This window comes from Methylobacterium sp. UNC378MF (genome assembly GCF_900103195.1).
Classification (GTDB): domain Bacteria; phylum Pseudomonadota; class Alphaproteobacteria; order Rhizobiales; family Beijerinckiaceae; genus Methylobacterium.
In genome coordinates, this window is record NZ_FMWU01000001.1 from 315,175 (window position 1) to 334,312 (window position 19,138).

The following is a 19,138-nucleotide window of genomic DNA, read 5'->3' on the forward strand; positions in this document are numbered from 1 at the left end:
CGATAGACAGGGGCTGCCGACCGGCGACCCCTCCCCCGTTCCGGCCCTCGTCGGCCCTAGTGAGGGTGCATGCGATGTCGCTCGATCTCGAGACCGCCGCCAAGGAGCGCGGCATCAAGTACTTCCTCGTCTCGTACACCGACCTGTTCGGGACGCAGCGCGCCAAGCTCGTCCCGGCCGCGGCGATCGCCAGCACCTGCCGCAGCGGCGCCGGGTTCGCGGGCTTCGCCACCTGGCTCGACATGAGCCCGGCCGATTCCGACCTCCTCGCAATCCCCGACGCGGACGCGCTGATCCAGCTGCCCTGGCGCCCCGAGGTCGGCTGGCTGCCGGCCGACCTCGTCATGGACGAGCGCCCCGTGGACCAGGCGCCCCGCAACCTGCTCAAGCGCCTGATCGGGGAGGCGGCGGATCTCGGTCTGCGGATGAAGACCGGGGTCGAGTGCGAGTTCTTCCTGATCACCGCCGACGGCGCCGAGCCCGCCGACATGTCCGACCGGCAGATGAAGCCGTGCTACGACCAGTCGGCGCTGATGCGGCGCTACGACGTGATCAGCGAGATCTGCGACGCGATGCTCGCCCTCGGCTGGAATCCCTACCAGAACGACCACGAGGACGCGAACGGCCAGTTCGAGATGAACTGGGACTACGCCGACGCCCTCGTCACCGCCGATCGGCACGCGTTCTTCAAGTACATGACCCGCTCGATCGCCGAGAAGCACGGCCTGCGCGCGACCTTCATGCCCAAGCCGTTCGCGGACCTGACCGGCTCGGGCTGCCACGCCCACGTCTCCCTCTGGCGGAACGAGGAGAACATCTTCGCCGATCCGTCCGACGCGGTCGGCTTGTCGCCGACGGGCTACCACTTCATCGGCGGCTTGATCCATTCGGCCGACGCGCTGGCGGCGATCACCAACCCCTGCGTCAATTCCTACAAGCGGATCAACGCGCCCCGGACCAATTCGGGGGCGACCTGGGCCCCCAATACGGTGACCTATTCGGGCAACAACCGCACCCACATGATCCGGATTCCCGGGCCGGGTCGGTTCGAATTCCGCCTCGCCGACGGGGCCGTCAACCCGTATCTCCTCCAGGCCGCGCTCCTGGCGGCCGGCCTCGACGGGATCCGCAACCATCGAGATCCGGGCCCGCGGCTCGACATCAACATGTACACCGAGGGCCACACGGTCGAGGGCCTGAAGCGGCTGCCCCTCAACATGCTGGACGCCCTGCGCGCCCTGTCGGGCAACGCGATCCTGGGCGAGGCCCTGGGCCCCTTCGTGCCGAGCTATCTCAAGCTGAAGAACGAGGAGTGGACCGCCTATTGCCAGCACCTCACCCAGTGGGAGCGCGACACGACTCTGGATTGCTGACGCCACCGGCAAGGGGCACTGCACGGATCACGACGGACCGGCTCATTTCAGATGATAGGCGACGCCCGCGATCAGCGCCTTCTCCTCGGTGTTGATGGTGCGCCGCGGATCGGCGCCGAACTTGTTGTGCCAGTACTGAAACCCGGCGAAGATCTCGACCCGGTTGGGCGTATCGGCAAGCAGTTGCCCGACATCCAGGACCAGATTGGTCTGTGAGACGAACTCCAGTTGCGTGTCGTTCTGGTTGATCGTGCCGTAGCGCCCCTTGGGTAGAACGATGGTGTTGAAGCCGGCAAGCGAGAGCGGCAGCCCGGTGAACGGCAGTGGAATCGTGTAGGTGATCTCGAATTCCGGTGTCATCTTGAACTCGACACTGCGGAAATGCGCGTAGTCGAAATCCGGCACGGCACCGTTCCCGGGGATGCCCGGCGTGGGCCCGTTCCCGGCGAAGCCGTTGCGCGAGAAGTCCTTGTAGCCCTGGACCTTCAGGTTCACGAAGCCGGCCGGCACGTCGAAGGCGAAGCTCAGGCCGAACGTGCCGGCCCGCTTCTCGGCGTCGAAATACGTGTTCTTGGTGTTGATATCGGCGCCGAACGACAGGCCGACGTCTTTGACGAACCCGGGAATCGCGATGGACTCGGTCTCGAAGATCTTGTTGAGGCTCAGGACGCCCCGGTAGATCAGGTAGACCTCGGTGGCGCCGTAATCCTTGAACGGGCGCTCCTTGTCGCCCGCCGGATCCTGCGACCCAGACCTGAGGATGTCGAGGGAGATGAGGTTGGTTCCGTACGCCCAGCTGTTGGCGTGGAAGAAGTTGATGACGGTCTTCGGCACCTCGCGCGGCGCGAACCCGCCCCGCGCCGTGCCGTTGGGGCGCCTCACGAAGAGCCCGGGTTCCGCTGACGGCCCCTGAAACCGGTAGCTCACCACCGTGTCGGAGAAGCTGAGGAACGAGGGCGGAGGCGCCGCCATCACGGTGGCGGCCGCGACGGAAATGCCGGCCTCCTGGCGCTTCGCGCGGGCCGGGGTCGGCGCCGCCGGAACGCGCGTCCCGTCCACATCCCCGGTGACGACCGGAGCCGGGGCAGGCTCAGCGCAGGCCGGCCCGAGCAGCGCGGATGCGCCCGCCAGGATCAGCAGCCCCGCCGCCGAGAGCGGGCTCACCCGGGACACCGGTCGGAGCGTGAGGCGCCCTTTCCCGGTACGACGCCGCGCGGCGGCCGGGGCGCGGTCGCGCGCGAGCCGCGCCGGCCCGGATGCCACGCCGGTCAAAACAGCTTCCAGAACACGAGGATCATGAGTGCGTAGGCGGCGATCAGCAGCGCTGCGCCCTGCAGGTTGACCCGCGCCCGCCGTGCCGGATCCGGCGACAGCCACCAGCTTAGCCGCTTGGCCGTCCAGGGCACCATCTGCGAGGTGAGGAGCACGCTGAACACGTTGCCGATGAACAGGGCGACCGGGAAATCCACCTTCAGCATCCCGGAGAGGATCGGCGTGCCGATCAGGACCCCCCACAGGAACACAGTCGGGTAGAGTGTCAGTACGACGATCATGTTCATCTTCCACGCCGCGGGGGCCGCCCCCCCGTCTGGCGCGACGTTGCGGAACCATTGTTCGAAGCCGCTCTGCACCGTCCGCGTGTGGTATTCCGCGGTCAGGGGGGCCGCTTCCGCGACCAGGGCCTGGCGCTCGGGCGAGTCCATCCAGATCTGCAGGTTCGCCTCGCTGTCGAAGCGCAGGATCGCGACGTAATCCTCCTGCACCCCCGGCACTGCCGGCTCGAACCGATAGCCTTGCATGCCGGGCGCCCTGGACTGCGCGGCGGCGATCTTCTGTTCCCACTTGAGATAGGCGGCCTCCAGGCCGGGCTTCACGCGGGTGCTGATCACCGTGCTGACCGGCGACGTGCGGGCCGCACTGGCGTCGTCCTTGACGATGTGGACGTCGTCGCGGCCCACGAGCATCGGCGTCGCGCCCTCGATGCGCGCCTGCCTCTGGGGCGAGGCCAGCCAAGCCTGTGCCTGCTCCAGACTGTGGAACCGCTGCACGATCACCCAATCCACCTGCAGCGGCGGCCGCGGCGGGATCAACTGCTGCTCGATGAAGCCCGCAAAGGTCGCGACGACGGCATGGGTATCGGCCTGCCAGCGGGCGAAGGCGTCCGCGCTCTCCGGCCGGACGGTCGTCTGCGTCACGATGCTGACGGACGTTGTGGCACCGCTCATGAACCGACGCGCTTCCCTTGCACAGCTGCTTGCACCCGCGCGTTCGTGTGGAGTGGCGGACGGCCCTCCGCACTGCGCCCGCCCGCCGACCGGCGGGTCCCGCGATGGGCGTCCAGGAGGCCGCCAGACCGGCCGGTGCGAGGGCGCGAACACGCACCTCCCCCGGCGGAAGGAAGCAGCGGTTCGCATTCCGTGACACCGAGCCGGCGACGGACTCGCAGGAGCCTGTCACTGCGCGAAACAAGAGGAGAAACAACCGAAAATTGGTCTTGCATCGTGCCTCCGCCGCTCGAACGTCGGCGCTGCCTTGCAAGCATAGATCAACATGCAACGTCGACAGAGAGTCAAGACCTTGGAAAGGAAAGCGAGTATTTGGATTGTAAATACAATACACCTTCCCAAGCGCTCGCCTTTTCAGACGAGAGGCCGAAAAATTCTTTATCTGACGCGCTCGCGGCCTGGAACGTCGAAACTTATCGGCCGGCGCCAAGTTCGGATCCCGGCGGGTTGGGACGGAGCGACAACGAAAAATGGGGGCGACGCTCGTCTCCGAGAGGCTACGGTCAGGCTCCATCCGGCACGTCGACCAACCCCTCCTGACCGCCGTGCTGTGGCAGGATCCGCTCTTGGCGTTGCGGGCAGCGCCGTCCATCGCCCCCCTCACAGGCAGGGGCCCGGCCGGACCGGCAGCGAGGGACGCCTTTATTGGCCTGCCTGCCCAGGGCGCCAATCTTTTCCGGAGGCTTGAACGCGGGTAACGTCTCGTGTCCCGATCTACCTGCCCGGACCTCACAGGCGCGGCCGGGAGGGTTGGGGTCGCCGTGGACGGCCTCGACGAGGCGAATGATTTTTTCTTGTCCCTGCGTCTCAGCCCGCATGCTGCCGGCCCGACGCCGGGCGCCGCTGTCGCCGTAAAACGACAGATGTGCAGCAAGAGCCGCCGTGTCGACGATAGCGATCAAGCATTTTCTCTCGCATTATTGCATTCGTAAATATTTACAATTCCACCGCGAGCGATTGCTGGGCGGCGTTGACGGCGATCCGTGAGCCCTGTCTATTCCTGTCACAATCGGATCGTGGCCGTCGGCCATGTGCTGATGAAGATGCGCTTCGCGGGGAGCACGGTTCCAGCGGGACGGTCCAATCCGCGTGACCGATGATCGCGGAGGCCTGTCCGTGCCGGCCGGTCGCGACCATAGGCCCACCTCGACTCGCGCCGTTCCTCAGATCCGCGCGGCAAGACGGCTCGAACCGAAAGTCATATCGGCTGGAACAACCGCGGTTTTTAATCATGCTGCACAAAGTCTAGTGCCGACCCACACAAAAGATGTCGTCGAGCATCGGCCGTTAACTCATCACGGCTCACAATCTCGAACATTCAAACAGATTTTCCACGACAGAGGATCCCATGTCTGACAACCACGAGCACTTCATGGCCCGGGCGATCGCCCTGTCGGAGAAGACGTCGCTGGTCGACAGCGCCGGCGGCGTGTTCGGCTGCGTGATCGTCCAGGACGGCGAGATCATCGCCGAGGGCGCCAATCGCGTCGTCGCCGAGAACGATCCGACCTGGCACGGCGAGATCGAGGCCATCCGCAAGGCCTGCAAGTCGCAGGGCAGCTTCAAGCTTCGGAACGCAACGCTTTATACCAGCGCCGAGCCGTGCCCCATGTGCATGGCGGCCGCCTATTGGGCCGGAATCAAGAATGTCTACTACGCGGCCCAAGTCGAGGATGCCCTGCAATACGGCGGCTTCGACGACAGCATGATCTATTCGGAACTTAAGAAGGATGTCGGCGAGCGCTCGATCCCGACCCAGCAGATCATGCGCGAAGAGGCCGTCGAGGTGTGGAAGAAGTACGCCGAGAAGGCGGACCGCGTCCCCTACTGAGGCCGCATCGACGGGCCGTCCATTGTTCAACGCCCGCTCAGGCCGCCTCGCCTGAGCGGGCCCTCCCTTATGCAGTGCGCGGCCATGAATATTGAGAACCTGAGGAACGTCTGCAGGGGCCCTGTCATCGGCGCGGGCGATGCCCGCTTCCTGGACGCCCTTCATGGGAAGTTGTGGAACAGACTGATCCCCGACCGGGCGCCGCAGATGATCGTGAAGGCGGCCGACGAAGACGACATCATTGCCACGGTCAAGTTCGCCCGCGCGCATGGCCTCAAGGTGGTCGTCCGCGGCGGTGGCCATAATTGGTGCCAGCCGAGCCTGCGCAACGGCGGCATCCTGATCGACCTCGAGAGCCTCAACAAGATTATCTCGATCGATGTCGAGGATCGCAGGGCCGTCATCCAACCCATTCTCAGCAATCGCGAGATCCAGAAGGCTCTCAACGCCCACGGCCTCGCCTTCCCGACCGGCCATTGTCCGCAGGTGAAGGCGAGCGGCTACTTCCTCGGCGGCGGCATGGCCTGGAACCCCACCGTCTGGGGTTACGGCACCGAGAGCCTGGACGCGATCGAACTGGTCACCGCACAGGGTGCGTTGATCCGGGCGAGCGAGACCGAGAACGCGGATTTCTTCTGGGCCGCGCGCGGCGCCGGTTCGGGCTACTTCGGTGTCGTCACGAAGTATTTCCTGAAGCTCCACGCCCTGCCAAAGGCCATTCACGGCAGTACGTATTTCTATCGCCTCGAGGATGCGCCGGCCGTCGGCACGTGGCTCGGGACGGCCGCGCCGCGCATCGCGCCCAGCGTCGAGCTGACCCAGTTCATCGTCAAGGCGCCCCCCGCGCTGGCGGAGGTCGCGGCTGGCCAGAACGGCTGGGTCTGCATGGTCACCGCGACGGCCTTCGAGGACAGCCCGGAGGCGGCCCGGCGCGCGCTCCATCCGCTGGATGACGTTCCGGTCGAGCCGCTGTCGTGTTCACGGGCCACACCCCTCGATTTCGAGCAGCTCTTCGACGCCTCCGGCGCGCTCTTCCCGGAAGGCGTGCGGTCTCGGGTCGAGGCGGCCTATTCCAATCATAGTCCCGGCGCGCTGATGGCAGCGATCCTGCCGCTCTGGCACAGCGCGCCTTCGGCGACCTCGGTGTTCCTCTCGACGATCTTCTGCGGACCCAACGTCCCGGGGCCGCAGAAAAACATGGCCCGGTCGGTCAGTTCCAAGGTCTATGGCGGGCCCTGGACGATGTGGCACGAGGCGGAGGCCGATCAGGCCAATGCCGCATGGCATCAGGCGGTAATCACCGCTCTGAAGCCGTTCAACGTCGGCTACTACATCGGCGAGACGAACACGGTCGAGCAGCCCGACATCGTCGCCCAGGCTTTCACGCCCGAGAAGTGGCAGAAGCTGTGCGGCCTGCGCGACCGATATGATCCGGACCGCGTGTTCTTTGACTATTTCGACGGCCTCACCGCCGAGCCCGAGCGGGATGCCCGATAGGATCGGTCCTCGCGCCGGGAAATGCGGGACCGCTCGTCATGGTCTCCGAGCCTGGATCGTCGACGTCGTCGGCCTAATCCAACAGGGGCGATGAAACGGCCGATTTCGGCGCCACCGCCGCATCGTGCGGACCGCCGCGTGCAAGGGTGGCGCCGACGAAGCGCTACCGAAGCCGAGCGTGCAGCCGGCGACGGGCTCGCCGCGTTTGGCGATGCGGCGTCCTGGATGGCGTAGCCCTCCTCCATCGCGCGGCCAAGTCCGGGCGGCGTCGCGCCGATCGGTCGCCTTCTGGACCACAGGTCGGCGCGCAGCGCCGCGGCTGGGGTGGGATCGAAGATGTCCGCCGTGGTCGTCCCCTGGTCCAGGTCGGAAGGCCGGCTCCGCTTCTCTCAGCCCTCGGCCTTCGCGAGGAAGTCGAAGTCGCAGCCCTCCGGCGCCTGCGTGACGCTGCGCCGATAGAGGGCCTTGTAGCCCCGGGCCGGAACCGGCGGCGGCCGGTGGTCGGCGAGCCGCCGGGCGATCTCGTCGGCCTCGACCAGCAGGTCGATCCGCTTGTCCCGGATCGACAGGCGGATCCGGTCCCCGTCACGCACCGCCGCGAGCGGGCCGCCGATTGCGGCTTCGGGCGCCACGTGCAGCACGATCGATCCGAAGGCCGTGCCCGACATCCGCGCGTCGGAGATGCGCACCATGTCCTTCACCCCCGCCCGGGCGAGCTTCTTGGGGATCGGCAGATAGCCCGCCTCCGGCATGCCGGCCGCGTGCGGCCCGGCATTCTGCAGGACCAGCACATCCCCCGGCGCCACGTCGAGATCGGGATCGTCGATCCGCCGGCTCAGATCCTCCAGACCGGTGAACACCACCGCCCGCCCCTCGGATTCGAACAGCTGCGGGGTCGCGGCCGCCCGCTTGAAGATCGCGCCCTCGGGGGCGAGGTTGCCGGTGAGCGCCACCAGCCCGCCCACGGCCGAAACCGGGTTGTCGGAGGCGCGGATCACCGCTCGGTCGACCCAGCCGACAGGCTCGTCCAGGCGCTCGGCCAGCGTGCGGCCCTCCACGTCCACAGTATCGAGGTGGAGGAGCGGGCGCAGTTCGCGCAGCAGCGCGCCCATGCCGCCGGCGGCGTGGAAATCCTCCATGTAGCCCTCACCCACCGGCTTCAGGTCGACCAGCACCGGGGTCTCCTCCGAGATCTGGTTGAAGCGCTCGTAGGGGATGCGAATGCCGAGCCGTCCGGCGATGGCGGTGAGGTGCACGATGGCGTTGGTCGAGCCCGAGACCGCCATCAGCACCCGGATCGCGTTCTCCACCGACTTCTCGGTGATGACCTGAGAGGGCCGGACCTTCGAGCGGATCAGCCGCACCGCAGCCCGGCCGGTCTCCTCGGCGGCGACCAGGCGGTCGGAATGCACCGCCGGGATCGCCGCGGTGCCCGGCAGCGACATGCCCAGAGCCTCGGCGATGCACGCCATGGTAGAGGCTGTGCCCATCACGGCGCAGGTGCCCTGGGTCACCGACAACCGTCCCTCGACCTCGGCAATCTCCTCGGCATCGACGGTGCCGGCCCGGTACTTCGCCCAGAAGCCCCGGCAATCCGTGCAGGCGCCGAGCCGCTGGCCCTTGTGGCGGCCCGTCGACATCGGTCCGGTCACGAGCTGGATCGCCGGCAGGTCGGCGGAGGCCGCGCCCATGAGCTGGGCCGGCACGGTCTTGTCGCAGCCGCCGATCAGCACGACCGCGTCCATCGGCTGGGCCTGGATCATCTCCTCCGTGTCCATGGCCATGAGGTTGCGGTACATCATGCTGGTCGGGTTGAGGAAAACCTCGCCGAGCGACACGGTGGGGAACGGCCGCGGCAGGGCGCCGGCCGCCAGCACGCCGCGGGAGACCGCCTCCACCAGGTCGGACATGCCGCGGTGGCAATTGTTGAAGCCCGACGGCGTCATGGCGATGCCGACCACAGGTTTGTCCAGCAGGCCGACCGAGATGCCCATCGAGCGCGCGAAGGAGCGGCGCAGGTAGCGGGCGAAGTCGCGGTCGCCGTAATTGGTCAGGCCGCGGTCGAAGCCGTGCGGTTCGTCGGTCATGGTCGTTTCCTCGCGCGATCGGACCGGGTGGCCCGGCCGTCCGGTCTGTTGCAGCGGCCGCCGGGATCCCGGCTTCTGAAGCGCATGTCGAGCAGATCCTCGAATACGCGCATCATCCCGGTCCTGTCAGCCCGGCGCATTCGCGCCGTGGCTCAGCCTGCGAGGGCTCGTCCGGTCAGCGTCGTGCTCGTGGTTGGCCGGCAGCCTCAAGGATGAGGTCCGCGATGTCCTGGGCATGCGAGATCAGGGACAGGTGGCTCGCCTTGAGTTCCACGATCCGCGCGTTCATGCGCTTGGCCATGAACCGTTCGAGGTCCGGGTTGATGGTCCGGTCCTCGGTCGACACCGCATAGAAGCTCGGCTTTGATCGCCAAGCCGCCTGGGTCGTCCTCCCCGTCAACAACGCCTTGTGGAACGGCTGCTGGACCGCGAACAGAACCTTGGCCCGGTCCGCCGGCAGGTCGCCCGCGAAGTCCTTCAGGAAGGCCGCCTCGCTCAGACGTCCCTCGTCGCCGTCGAACAGGATCCCCGCCGAGGCGGGCGGTGTCGGATAGGTCTTGGCCAGCGCCGTGTAATCCTCGCCGGCATCGGGCGCCCGGGCCGCGACGTAGACGAGTGCGGACACCTTCGGGTCGACGCCGGCCTCGGTCACGATCATGCCGGAGAACGAGTGGCCGACGAGGACCGTCGGTCCCTCCTGCCGGGACAGAACGCGCTGTGCGGATGCGACCGCCTCTTCGAAGGTGGTCAACGGGTTCTGCACGGAGGTGACGTTCAGGCCCGTCGCCTGCAATCGCGGGATGACCTCCGACCAGCACGACCCATCGGCGAACAGGCCGTGGACGAGGACGACGTTGCGCGCACGCGGCAGATCCTGCTGGGCCGGCGCCTCCGCGGGAAACAGCGCGGCGGCCGCGCCGGCGACGAGCGTCTGGCCGAGCATTCTCCTGGTCATCATGGCGGGCATCTCCGTTCCGGGCTGGCAGTTGCAGGCAAGCCGTCCATCTTCGCCGTCGGCGCGGGACGGATACGCCCGATGAGCGTCGGCGCTCGCCCTGAGCGTGACCCGGCGGCCCCGGTCTCGGCCTGCAGGCAGATCGCACCTGCGTGCTGTACGGCATATTCTTCGCTCGTCTCACCGTGTTGCCCAATCATCGCAAGCAACGGAGAAGCGGAGATAACCTGGCTCACCTCTCGAAGCCGCCCTTGCGGGACGACCGACGGATGGCTGCTGTCGGGAAGCGGCGACAGCTGCCGGAACGGCCGGCATGGGTCGCACCCGGACTGGCAGCGCGATGGTTTTACGCCGGTCCTCTTATGAGCGCGCCGGCTATGAAGCGGACGGCAATCCCGAGCTGGGCCGCGCTCGGTTCACCTTGCCGGCCCGTGTGATCCGAAGGGGTAGCTCACGCATGAGGCTCGCGCGCCGGTAGGGCGTCATCTTCCGCCATGCCCGGATCTCCGGGATTGTGCGGCCGCAACCCGCGCACCATCCTGTCCGGCCATCGAACTGGCAGACGCCGACGCATGGGTCGTCCTTCTTCATGGTAGGGGCTCGTCATCCCGGTGAGGATCAGGCTCGACACCGATAGGGTACCCCCCTATATCACATCAACGGAAGGGCGCCCGATGGGCCACACGATCAAGGACAAGACGAAGCTGCTCGCCCGCGTGCGCCGGATCAGGGGGCAGGCGGAAGCGGTCGAGCGCGCTCTGGAGGCCGAACTCGGCTGCACCGATGTGCTCATGCTCGTCGCCTCGATGCGTGGCGCCATCAACGGCCTGACCGCCGAACTGATGGAGGACCACATCCGCCATCACGTCGTGAACCCGGCCACCGAGCCAGACGCCGAGCGTGCCCGTGGTGCGGCCGAGCTGATCGAGGTGGTTCGCACCTACCTCAAGTGACGAGGGGTCTGCCCCATGACGCCGTTGACCGACCTGCTTCAGCAGGGGACCGCACATGCCTGGCTGTTCGTGCCGACCGCGATCCTGCTGGGCGCCCTGCACGGGCTCGAACCCGGTCACTCGAAGACGATGATGGCGGCGTTCATCATCGCGGTGCGCGGCACCGTCACACAGGCGGTGCTGCTGGGCTTGGCGGCGACGCTCTCGCACACGGCGGTCGTGTGGGTCATTGCGCTCGGCGGTCAGTATCTCGGGCAACATTGGGGGGGCGAGACCAGCGAGCCGTACTTCCAGCTCGCCTCCGCCGTCATCATCGTCGGGATCGCCCTTTGGATGCTGTGGCGGACATGGCGCGAGCCGCGTGACGAGCATCACCACCACGAGGAAGCGAAGCACGTCGCCGCCCGCGACGGCGTTTTCAAGTTGGAGGTGTTCGAGAGCGGCGTGCCGCCCCGTTGGCGCTTGAGCCGGATCAAGGGCGTGTTGCCTCCGCCGCAGCGCGTTGCTCTTGAAACGGTCCGGCCGGACGGCGGCCGTCAGGCCTTCTCCTTCACGGACGGCGGCGATTTCCTGGAGAGCAGGGAGGAGATCCCGGAGCCGCATGCTTTCACGGCGCGGCTGACCCTGGTAGGATCGGCTGGCGTGGAGATCCATGAGGTCGCGTTCGAGGAGCACGGCCATGATCACGGGCACCTGAACCTGGGCGACGAGGATGATGCCCATGCCCGGGCGCATGCAGACGATATCCGGCGTCGCTTCTCGGGGCGGCCGGTGACGACGGGGCAGATCGTTCTGTTCGGCCTGACGGGCGGCCTGATCCCATGCCCGGCGGCGATCACGGTGCTTCTGCTCTGCATCCAGCTGAAGCAGATCAGCCTGGGCTTCGTGCTGGTGGTGTCCTTCAGCATCGGCCTGGCGATCACCATGATGTCGGCGGGCGTGATCGCGGCGTTGAGCGTCAAGCACATCGCCAATCGCTGGGCCGGGTTCAGCACCTTCGCACGGCAGGCACCCTACGCCTCGGCCGCGCTGATCGTACTCGTCGGCATTTACACTGGCTGGCTGGGCTGGCAGGGCATCCAGCAGGGCCATGCCGTGCATGCACTCGTGCTGGATCCGAGGCACGGATAAGGTGCGGCCTTTTCGACAACCTGATCGAGAGCTACCGCACCTCGGGGCTGCTCCCGGCATGACGTCCGCGGCGTGTTCGGCCGGGATGCCGAACACGCCGCGGGTTCGTCGCCACGATGCGTGACCCGCTGGCCTCAGGCGTTCGCCAGCCTCTGGAGAACGCGCTCGGACGGCGCTGACATGATCCAGCTAGACCGGTCGTCTAGTGGCTCGACGACAAGATGCGGATGGTCCAGAGGCGCCGTCGACTGCCGGACACCACGTTGCAGGCTTCCATCCGATCCCGCCGGTTCGTCCGAGCCGTAGAGGGATAAAGGGCACACATCGATGAGAGCCACGGCGAAAGACCGCGGACGTACGACGAAACGATTTCGACGCGGACAGCGAAGACCGGCTTACGGCTGGACGCTCAGGCTCTCCCTCCAGCTCCGCCAGCCCGGTCGGCGTCCTGTCTCCCCTTGAAGAGACCAGCGCCCGCCGGCATCTCATCGTCATGCCCGACGCCACGCTCGACGAAGACAGCCTCACCCGCTTTCTCGATGCCTTCTACACGCGCGTACGTGGCGATGGGCTGATCGGCCCCGTCTTCGCAGCAGCGATCTCCGACGCGGACTGGCCTCGACACATGGCGACCATCCAGGCGTTCTGGTCATCGGTTCTGTTCAAGACAGGCCGGTACAAGGGCAATCCGTTCGGCAAACATGTCGCCCTGGGCAGCCTGGAACCGGAGCATTTTGCACGATGGCTCGGCCTATTCGAAGCAACGGCATCGGCACACTTTCCGCCTGAAACCGCTGCCGTCTTGGCGGAGCGCGCGCACCGCATCGGCGACAGTCTGAAGGCCGGCTTGTTCTTCCGACCGAGCTCGACGCACGGGTCGCAGACGGAGTGACCCGCGCCGATCCGGCGGGACCGCTCATGCACGGTGTGCGGGCGCAGGACCGAGGTCTTACCCGCGACAGCGCCGGCTTGCACCTTCAGGGCCGAACCCGGCGGACGGCAGCCTCTCGCGTTCGGCATGAGCCGCGGCCTTTCGCACCCTTTCCCCGCGATTGCCTGCGCGGTTGCCTGAGAACAAAATGTGAACTATCTGTCGGGCGTGGCGGATGCCTTCGCGGTCAGCGACATGTCACCTCCGAATTCCGGCCGGACGCTGTTCTTCTTCGAGAAGCCTTCGGCGATGCGGCAGCTGCAGCGCTTCTTCCGCTCGCCGGACACGATCTGCGTGGCCGCCGAGGGACACTTGCTGTCGGCCCAGGAGCCGGGCAGCATCCGGCCGGAATGGAAGTCCTGGCGCTTCGACGCATTGCCCATCGTGCTTCCCACGATCCCGGTCAGCTGCGGCACGAACCGGTCCGGCCAGTCGCACGAGCCGAAGATCGCCGCCATCCGGCAAGCGCTGGGTGGCGTCGAGCGCGTGATCATCGCCACCGATCCCGGGCGCGAGGGCTCGATGATCGCCTGGGAGGTTCTGGAGCACCTCGGCTGGCGCGGCCGGGTCGATCGGCTCAAGCTCGGCGCACTCGATGATGTCTCGATCCGCCGCGCCTTCGCCGCCCTGGCCAGAGAGCCGGGCTCGGGTGAGCGCGATTACGCCGCCTACCTTGAGGCGCTCTGCAGGCAGTACGAGGACTACCATCTCGGCCTGAACGGCACACGGGCCATCTCGCTTCGCCTGCGCCCGCCGGCCTTCCGGGAGCCCTGGCGCTTCGGCGGCGTTCAGACGCCCACCCTCGCCATCCTGGCCGACCTGGAGGAGCGTATCCGATCCTTCGTGCCGCAGGACTTCTTCAAGGTCGCCTTGCACGTGGGCACCCCGTCCGGTGCCGAACTGACCCTGTGGCATGCGCCCAAGGAGCGGATCTTCGACGCGGCGGTCGCCGAGACGATCCGGGCGGCAGCCGCGGCATGGTCGGGCCCTCTGGCGGTCGATCTCAGGGATGTGAGGCGGGCGCCACCCCGGTTGTTCTCGAAAGATACCCTAGCGCGGCGCTGCGCCAAGCGGTTCGGCTGGGATCCGCAGCACACGGCCGGCCTCGCCCAGGACCTGTACGATCAGGGCTACCTCAGCTACCCGCGCACCGAATCCGAATACTTGCCGGAAGGACAGGCTGCGGACGCCGCGACGGTGATCGCAGCGGTGACTTCCGTGCTGACCCATCTGCGCAGCCTCATCTCACAGGCCGATGTGCCCCTGATCCGCCGCGGCGCCAAAGGGCACTACGTCAAGGATCCGGGCGAGCACCATGCCATCGTGCCCTTGCGCAAGGTGCCCGAGCAGAGCCGCCTGTCAGCCGATCAGTTCCGGCTGTGGGACCTCATTGCGAAAGCTTTCCTCGCGGCTCACCTCCCCGACGGCATCGACGCCCGCACGAGCGTGACGGCCGAGGTCGGGACCACGCTGGGCTCCAAGCGGTTCGTCGCCTCCGGCAGCGTCATCCGCGTTCCGGGTTGGCGGGCGGTCTACGGCAGCGAGGCTGAGCTCGAAGTCGACCTCGTGCCCGGCAAGGCCAAGCGCGAAGCGGAGGCCACGTCCGCTCGCCTGCCGTTCGTGGAAGACGGCGAAGCTGCATCGGCCGCGAGCGCAGAGATCGCCACCGCCATGACCGAGCCGCCGCGGCGGATCACCCGAGGCGAGCTGCCGGTGGTGATGGGTCGGCTGATTGACCAAGTCGATGATCCGGCGGCCAAGCGTGCCCTCGAGAACCCGGTCAATCCGAACGAACCCAAGGGCCTCGGCACGGCCGCGACGCGCGATACAATCCTCCCCAAGCTCCTGAAGAGCCGCTACATCACACTGGCGAACGGCAAGGATCCAGCCATCGAAGTCACCGAGGTCGGGCTGGCCTTCATCACGGCGGTGCGACGCGTATTCCCGGCCTACGGTGATCCGGTCGGGCGCGCCATGTTCGAGGCGGAGTTGGCGGAGATCGGTCGCGCGGCCACGCGCGCTGAGGCCGTTCAGCGCGCGAACACCTTCCGGCAGCGCACCCGTGCGCGCCTTGATGAGCTGATCGCCGCGATCTCAAGCTCATCGGCGCTCAGCCTCGATCCGAGTCTCATCCCGCCCAGCCAGACCGACAATCGGCCGCCGACCTCGGCCATGACGTCATTCGCGGTCAGCTTGGCCGAGCGAAAGGGCTTGAAGCTGCCGCGCGGCTGCAAGAGCAGCATCAGCGTCTGCCGGGCGTTTCTGGACACGCATGCCGGGCCGCGCGCACCTCAGACGGACAATGCCCGCCAACCCGGCGACCGTCGGATCCCGAGCGCGGCGATGCTCAGCTACGCACGCAGTCTGGCGGAGCAGCGAGGTCTCACCTGTCCGCCTGAGGCCGAAACGGATTTCGAAGCCTGTCGACGCTTCCTCGACGCGCATGTCTCTCAGCCGCGGCAGCGGACAGGTGAGCCAAGCTCTGGAGCGACAAACGGCAAAACGCCTGCCGAGCGGGACAAGCGGCGGAGCAGGGTGCCTCGGATGGCGCGAGCGGCGGCGGCACGGCGCCGGGCCTGACGCGCTCCGGCGCAGGCATCCGGGATTCCGGCTCCCGATCGTGACGCCACGAATGGCTCGCGAAGCGCGTATCCAGTCGCTGCAGATCTGGTGGCTGCGTTACGCGCCCTCGACGTTCTGAGAGCGCAGCCAGCGTGCGATGGCGGCGACCGCATGTGCCTGCTCGGAGGCGGTCAGGTCCCGCCCCGCAGGGATGGCGTACCACTTGGCCAGACAGCCGCGGCAGCAGGTTGCGGTCGCATGCTGTGCCGTGAAGACCGGGTGTCCGCGAAAGGGCGTCTGCTTGCCTTCGTTCCTGGGCTCGGCCGGCGCAAGGCGTCGGCTCACGAAGTCCCGTGCATGCTCCAGAACGATCGGGAGGCCCTTCTCCCGCAAATAGGCTTGGTCGGCGGCCGCGAGGCGAAACCGCCGCCGAAATGCGGATTGCGGGAGACGATGAAAGACCTCGTCAAGCGCTCGCATGCACACAGGGACCCGATCACCCGCCGCCCCTCTGCCCGGCACGGCTTCGACGCCTTATGGTATCCCATGCTGAGACCGGACCCCATTGCTGTCGGAACCGCCGGCTGGAGCCTGCCGAAGGCCTATGCGCCTCACTTCCCGGAGGCCGGCAGCCATTTGGAGCGGTACGCGCAGCGTTTCTCAGCAGTTGAAATCAACACGTCCTTCTATCGGCCCCATCGGGTCTCGACCTACGAGAAGTGGGCCGCGGCGGTGCCGGACGGGTTCCGCTTCGCCGTGAAGGTGCCCCGGGCGATTACGCATGAGCAGCGCCTGACCGGCGCGGACGAACTCCTGGCGCGCTTTTCATGGGAGGTGGCGGGCCTGGGGCCGAAACTCGGGCCGGTGTTGCTTCAGCTCCCGCCGAGCCTGGCTTTCGACCGGACATCCGCCGAGCCTTTCCTGGTGGCCTTCAGGCGGCGCTTTCCAGGCGATATCGTCTGTGAACCGCGCCACGCCACCTGGCTTGCCGAGGACGTTGACAAACTCCTCTCCGGACTTGCGATCGCCCGCGTCGCCGCCGACCCCGCGCCGGCTCGTGGCGCCGACACCCCGGGTGGGTGGACGAACCTGGTCTATTATCGGCTCCACGGCTCCCCACGCATGTACCACTCGGCGTATGAAGCGCCCGTTCTCAGCCAGATGGCCGCGCACCTGCACCAGCAGGCGGCTCAAGGAGGCCGCGCCTGGTGCATCTTTGACAACACCGCAGAGTTTGCAGCCACCGGCAATGCTCTGGACACCCTTGCGCTTATAACGTCGAGCAGCCCCTGCACGCCCTGAATTCCAGGCGGAGCAACGGCCGATCAGAAATCATCCGGCTTCGTTCATGAATTCCGGGGCAGCGCCCGCGCGATGGCGGAAAGCGGCTGTGCGGGGTGTCCCGTGAGGTCGAGCGGAGTGGGCACGTTCGTGCAGGGCGTGGTGCAGGGCAGCCTTCCTCGATCCGGACAATGATTGGCTCTGTCCGGGCTCGCGCCCGGTGCCGTCGATCGGGTCGCGCGTGGGTGCATCGCTGCGCAGTCGCTCTGTCCTGGCGCCTCTGTCCCGGCGGCCGACGATTGGCCGCCTGCTCGGAGTAAAAGGCCCCCTCGATCACGGCCGACCGACGGCACGAAGTCGGGTGCGCGCCAGGATCGCATGCAATGCCACTGGACTGGATCCCGGCCACGCAGAGGCGGCGCCGAATATCCGGCAACCTTCGGCATGACAGGAAATGTACCAAAGGCTTTCAGCCCATCACCATGGGCGCGGGAATGACAGAAAATTCGATCTAAAAATCGTGAGATACCGCAGATTTTCGCGGATCCGGATGAATTCACGGCAAGTCGGCCCGGATAGTTTGTTTCCCTCGACGGCGGTCAGCCCGTCGCGCGAGGGGAAGACAATGCTGTTGCCTACTAACGTCAAGCTCAACTCAAAGCTGCAGGCACTTGACGCCTCGCAGGCGCTGATCGAGTTCGACCTCGACGGCAAGGTGGTGACGGCCAACGCCAATTTCCTGACCGCCGTCGGCTACGGCCTGGAGGAGATCCAGGGGCAGCATCACTCCATGTTCGTCGACCCTGCCGAGCGCGAGGGCGAGGCCTATCGGCGGTTCTGGGCGGCGCTGCGCCGAGGTGAACACCAGGTCGCCGAGTACAAGCGCATCGGCAAGGGCGGGCGCGAGGTCTGGATCCAGGCGAGCTACAACCCGCTCGTCGGGCGCAACGGCAAGCCCTACGGCGTGTTCAAGTGCGCCACCGACATCACCGCGCAGAAGCTGCGCAACGCTGACAACGAGGGCAAGCTCGACGCCCTCGACCGTTCCCAGGGCATCATCGAGTTCCACCTCGACGGCACGGTCATCACCGCCAACGCCAACTTCCTCGCGGTCGTCGGCTACGGCCTCGACGAGGTGCGGGGCAAGCACCACTCGATGTTCGTGGACGCGGCCGAGCGGGAAGGCGAGGCCTACCGCGCCTTCTGGGACGGACTGCGTCGGGGCGAGTTCCAGCAGGCCGAGTACAAGCGCATCGGCAAGGGCGGGCGCGAGGTCTGGATCCAGGCCACCTACAACCCCGTCCGCGACGCCGCCGACCGCCTCGTCAAGGTCGTCAAGTTCGCCACCGACGTCACCGAGGCCGTCGCGGAGCGGCTGCGACGAGCCGAACTGCACCGCGGCATCGACCGCGATCTCGACGGCATCGCCACGTCGATCTCGCGAGCCTCGCAGCAGGCCGTCGGCGCGGCGAGCGCCGCCGAGCAGGCGTCGGGCAACACCCAGGGCGTCGCCGCCGGCGCCGAGGAGCTTGCCTCGTCGGTCGGTGAGATCGGCCGGCAGGTCAACCGCGCCCTGCAGGTCACCGGGCGCGCCGTGGAGCAGGCGAACGCTACCTCGACCGTGGTGGCCGGGCTCGCCTCGGCGGCCCAGCGCATCGGCGACGTGGTCGGGACGATCTCCGGCATCGCGTCGCAGACCAACCTCCTGGCGCTCAACGCGAGCATTGAGGCCGCCCGCGCCGGCGAGGCCGGCAAGGGCTTCGCCGTCGTGGCGGCCGAGGTGAAGGAACTTGCCGCGCAGACCGCCAAGGCAACGCAGAGCATCGGTGGCCAGATCGCCGAGACGCAGGACGCCGCGAACCGGGCGGCCATCGCCATCTCGGGCATCGGCGAGACCATCGGCGAGGTCAACGAGATCTCGTCCGCCATCTCCACCGCCGTCGAGCAGCAAGCCGCGGTGGCGCAGGAGATGTCGGCCAACATGCAGGCCATGACGGGTGCGGTTGGCGAGATCAGCCGCAGCGTCGGCCTGATCGCCACCTCGACCCGGGAGGTGGATGCCTCGGCACGTCTCGTCCGCGACGCCTCGCGCAGCATGGCGGCCTGACGGCCGTCCACCTGTCATCCTGACCCGAGCAGAGGGGCGGTGGACGCGCTCCTGCGCGCGTTCCCGACCGCGTAACGTGGGATGGGGGTCTCATCTCCGTCGTTGCCGTGCGCGGTTCCGTGGCGGCGCGGCGACCGAGTTGCAG

At 67.3% G+C, this 19,138-nt stretch carries 15 protein-coding genes; 9 read left to right on the plus strand and 6 right to left on the minus strand.

The window, feature by feature from the left end:
* Positions 1 to 74 precede the first annotated feature (74 nt).
* The gene (glnT, locus tag BLT59_RS01610) at positions 75 to 1,373 is read left to right on the plus strand and encodes a type III glutamate--ammonia ligase (protein WP_091775549.1); all 1,299 of its coding nucleotides are present in this window, start codon (positions 75 to 77) and stop codon (positions 1,371 to 1,373) included.
* 42 nt (positions 1,374 to 1,415) lie between these two features.
* On the opposite strand, the gene BLT59_RS01615 is transcribed toward glnT, so the two are convergent.
* The gene (locus tag BLT59_RS01615) at positions 1,416 to 2,537 is read right to left on the minus strand and encodes a hypothetical protein (RefSeq protein ID WP_244513781.1); all 1,122 of its coding nucleotides are present in this window, start codon (positions 2,535 to 2,537) and stop codon (positions 1,416 to 1,418) included.
* A gap of 104 nt (positions 2,538 to 2,641) precedes the next feature.
* The gene (locus tag BLT59_RS01620; RefSeq protein WP_091775552.1) at positions 2,642 to 3,598 is read right to left on the minus strand and encodes an antibiotic biosynthesis monooxygenase; all 957 of its coding nucleotides are present in this window, start codon (positions 3,596 to 3,598) and stop codon (positions 2,642 to 2,644) included.
* Between the two features lie 1,408 nt (positions 3,599 to 5,006).
* Between BLT59_RS01620 and BLT59_RS01630 the strand changes: the two genes are divergently transcribed.
* Together BLT59_RS01630 and BLT59_RS01635 are read left to right on the plus strand one after the other, a co-directional pair.
* Positions 5,007 to 5,489, plus strand: a complete 483-nt coding sequence (locus BLT59_RS01630) for a nucleoside deaminase (RefSeq protein WP_091775558.1) — start codon at positions 5,007 to 5,009, stop codon at positions 5,487 to 5,489.
* Positions 5,490 to 5,660: 171 nt separating this feature from the next.
* Positions 5,661 to 6,986 carry an FAD-binding oxidoreductase gene (locus BLT59_RS01635; protein ID WP_244513782.1) on the plus strand — a complete coding sequence of 442 codons (1,326 nt, stop codon included), beginning with the start codon at positions 5,661 to 5,663 and terminating at the stop codon, positions 6,984 to 6,986.
* 389 nt (positions 6,987 to 7,375) lie between these two features.
* Here the strand turns inward: BLT59_RS01635 and BLT59_RS01640 are convergent, their stop codons facing one another.
* The 3 genes from BLT59_RS01640 to BLT59_RS01650 all read right to left on the minus strand — a co-directional run bounded on the left by BLT59_RS01640 (position 7,376) and on the right by BLT59_RS01650 (position 10,619).
* A complete protein-coding gene (locus tag BLT59_RS01640) occupies positions 7,376 to 9,073 on the minus strand; it encodes an IlvD/Edd family dehydratase (RefSeq protein ID WP_091775561.1) in 1,698 nt (565 codons plus the stop codon).
* A 175-nt stretch (positions 9,074 to 9,248) separates the two neighbouring features.
* On the minus strand, positions 9,249 to 10,031 hold the full coding sequence (locus BLT59_RS01645; protein WP_091775791.1) for an alpha/beta fold hydrolase: 783 nt from the start codon (positions 10,029 to 10,031) through the stop codon (positions 9,249 to 9,251).
* Positions 10,032 to 10,403: 372 nt separating this feature from the next.
* A complete protein-coding gene (locus BLT59_RS01650) occupies positions 10,404 to 10,619 on the minus strand; it encodes a DUF1289 domain-containing protein (RefSeq protein WP_091775564.1) in 216 nt (71 codons plus the stop codon).
* Positions 10,620 to 10,702: 83 nt separating this feature from the next.
* On the opposite strand from BLT59_RS01650, the gene BLT59_RS01655 reads away from it, so the two are divergent.
* From BLT59_RS01655 to BLT59_RS01670, 4 genes are all read left to right on the plus strand, one after another.
* The gene (locus BLT59_RS01655; protein ID WP_091775566.1) at positions 10,703 to 10,981 is read left to right on the plus strand and encodes a metal/formaldehyde-sensitive transcriptional repressor; all 279 of its coding nucleotides are present in this window, start codon (positions 10,703 to 10,705) and stop codon (positions 10,979 to 10,981) included.
* Between the two features lie 15 nt (positions 10,982 to 10,996).
* Entirely contained in the window at positions 10,997 to 12,112 is a 1,116-nt protein-coding gene (locus BLT59_RS01660; protein ID WP_091775569.1) for a nickel/cobalt efflux transporter, read from the plus strand.
* Positions 12,113 to 12,605: 493 nt separating this feature from the next.
* On the plus strand, positions 12,606 to 13,004 hold the full coding sequence (locus tag BLT59_RS01665) for a group III truncated hemoglobin (protein WP_091775572.1): 399 nt from the start codon (positions 12,606 to 12,608) through the stop codon (positions 13,002 to 13,004).
* 234 nt (positions 13,005 to 13,238) lie between these two features.
* The gene (locus tag BLT59_RS01670) at positions 13,239 to 15,623 is read left to right on the plus strand and encodes a type IA DNA topoisomerase (RefSeq protein ID WP_175543905.1); all 2,385 of its coding nucleotides are present in this window, start codon (positions 13,239 to 13,241) and stop codon (positions 15,621 to 15,623) included.
* 99 nt (positions 15,624 to 15,722) lie between these two features.
* Here the strand turns inward: BLT59_RS01670 and BLT59_RS01675 are convergent, their stop codons facing one another.
* Positions 15,723 to 16,085, minus strand: a complete 363-nt coding sequence (locus tag BLT59_RS01675) for a DUF4186 domain-containing protein (protein ID WP_091775574.1) — start codon at positions 16,083 to 16,085, stop codon at positions 15,723 to 15,725.
* Positions 16,086 to 16,151: 66 nt separating this feature from the next.
* On the opposite strand from BLT59_RS01675, the gene BLT59_RS01680 reads away from it, so the two are divergent.
* The gene (locus BLT59_RS01680) at positions 16,152 to 16,907 is read left to right on the plus strand and encodes a DUF72 domain-containing protein (RefSeq protein WP_091775577.1); all 756 of its coding nucleotides are present in this window, start codon (positions 16,152 to 16,154) and stop codon (positions 16,905 to 16,907) included.
* Between the two features lie 604 nt (positions 16,908 to 17,511).
* Positions 17,512 to 18,993 (plus strand): methyl-accepting chemotaxis protein, encoded by a 1,482-nt coding sequence (locus BLT59_RS01685; RefSeq protein WP_091775579.1) that lies wholly within the window; start codon positions 17,512 to 17,514, stop codon positions 18,991 to 18,993.
* The last annotated feature ends 145 nt before the right edge of the window (positions 18,994 to 19,138 follow it).

Coding starts and splice junctions, on each gene's coding strand:
- glnT (WP_091775549.1), top strand. CDS start 75: ATGTCGCTCGATCTCGAGACCGCCGCCAAGGAGCGCGGCATCAAGTAC.
- BLT59_RS01620 (WP_091775552.1), bottom strand. CDS start 3,598: ATGAGCGGTGCCACAACGTCCGTCAGCATCGTGACGCAGACGACCGTC.
- BLT59_RS01630 (WP_091775558.1), top strand. CDS start 5,007: ATGTCTGACAACCACGAGCACTTCATGGCCCGGGCGATCGCCCTGTCG.
- BLT59_RS01640 (WP_091775561.1), bottom strand. CDS start 9,073: ATGACCGACGAACCGCACGGCTTCGACCGCGGCCTGACCAATTACGGC.
- BLT59_RS01645 (WP_091775791.1), bottom strand. CDS start 10,031: ATGATGACCAGGAGAATGCTCGGCCAGACGCTCGTCGCCGGCGCGGCC.
- BLT59_RS01650 (WP_091775564.1), bottom strand. CDS start 10,619: ATGAAGAAGGACGACCCATGCGTCGGCGTCTGCCAGTTCGATGGCCGG.
- BLT59_RS01655 (WP_091775566.1), top strand. CDS start 10,703: ATGGGCCACACGATCAAGGACAAGACGAAGCTGCTCGCCCGCGTGCGC.
- BLT59_RS01660 (WP_091775569.1), top strand. CDS start 10,997: ATGACGCCGTTGACCGACCTGCTTCAGCAGGGGACCGCACATGCCTGG.
- BLT59_RS01665 (WP_091775572.1), top strand. CDS start 12,606: ATGCCCGACGCCACGCTCGACGAAGACAGCCTCACCCGCTTTCTCGAT.
- BLT59_RS01670 (WP_175543905.1), top strand. CDS start 13,239: ATGTCACCTCCGAATTCCGGCCGGACGCTGTTCTTCTTCGAGAAGCCT.
- BLT59_RS01675 (WP_091775574.1), bottom strand. CDS start 16,085: ATGCGAGCGCTTGACGAGGTCTTTCATCGTCTCCCGCAATCCGCATTT.
- BLT59_RS01680 (WP_091775577.1), top strand. CDS start 16,152: ATGCTGAGACCGGACCCCATTGCTGTCGGAACCGCCGGCTGGAGCCTG.
- BLT59_RS01685 (WP_091775579.1), top strand. CDS start 17,512: ATGCTGTTGCCTACTAACGTCAAGCTCAACTCAAAGCTGCAGGCACTT.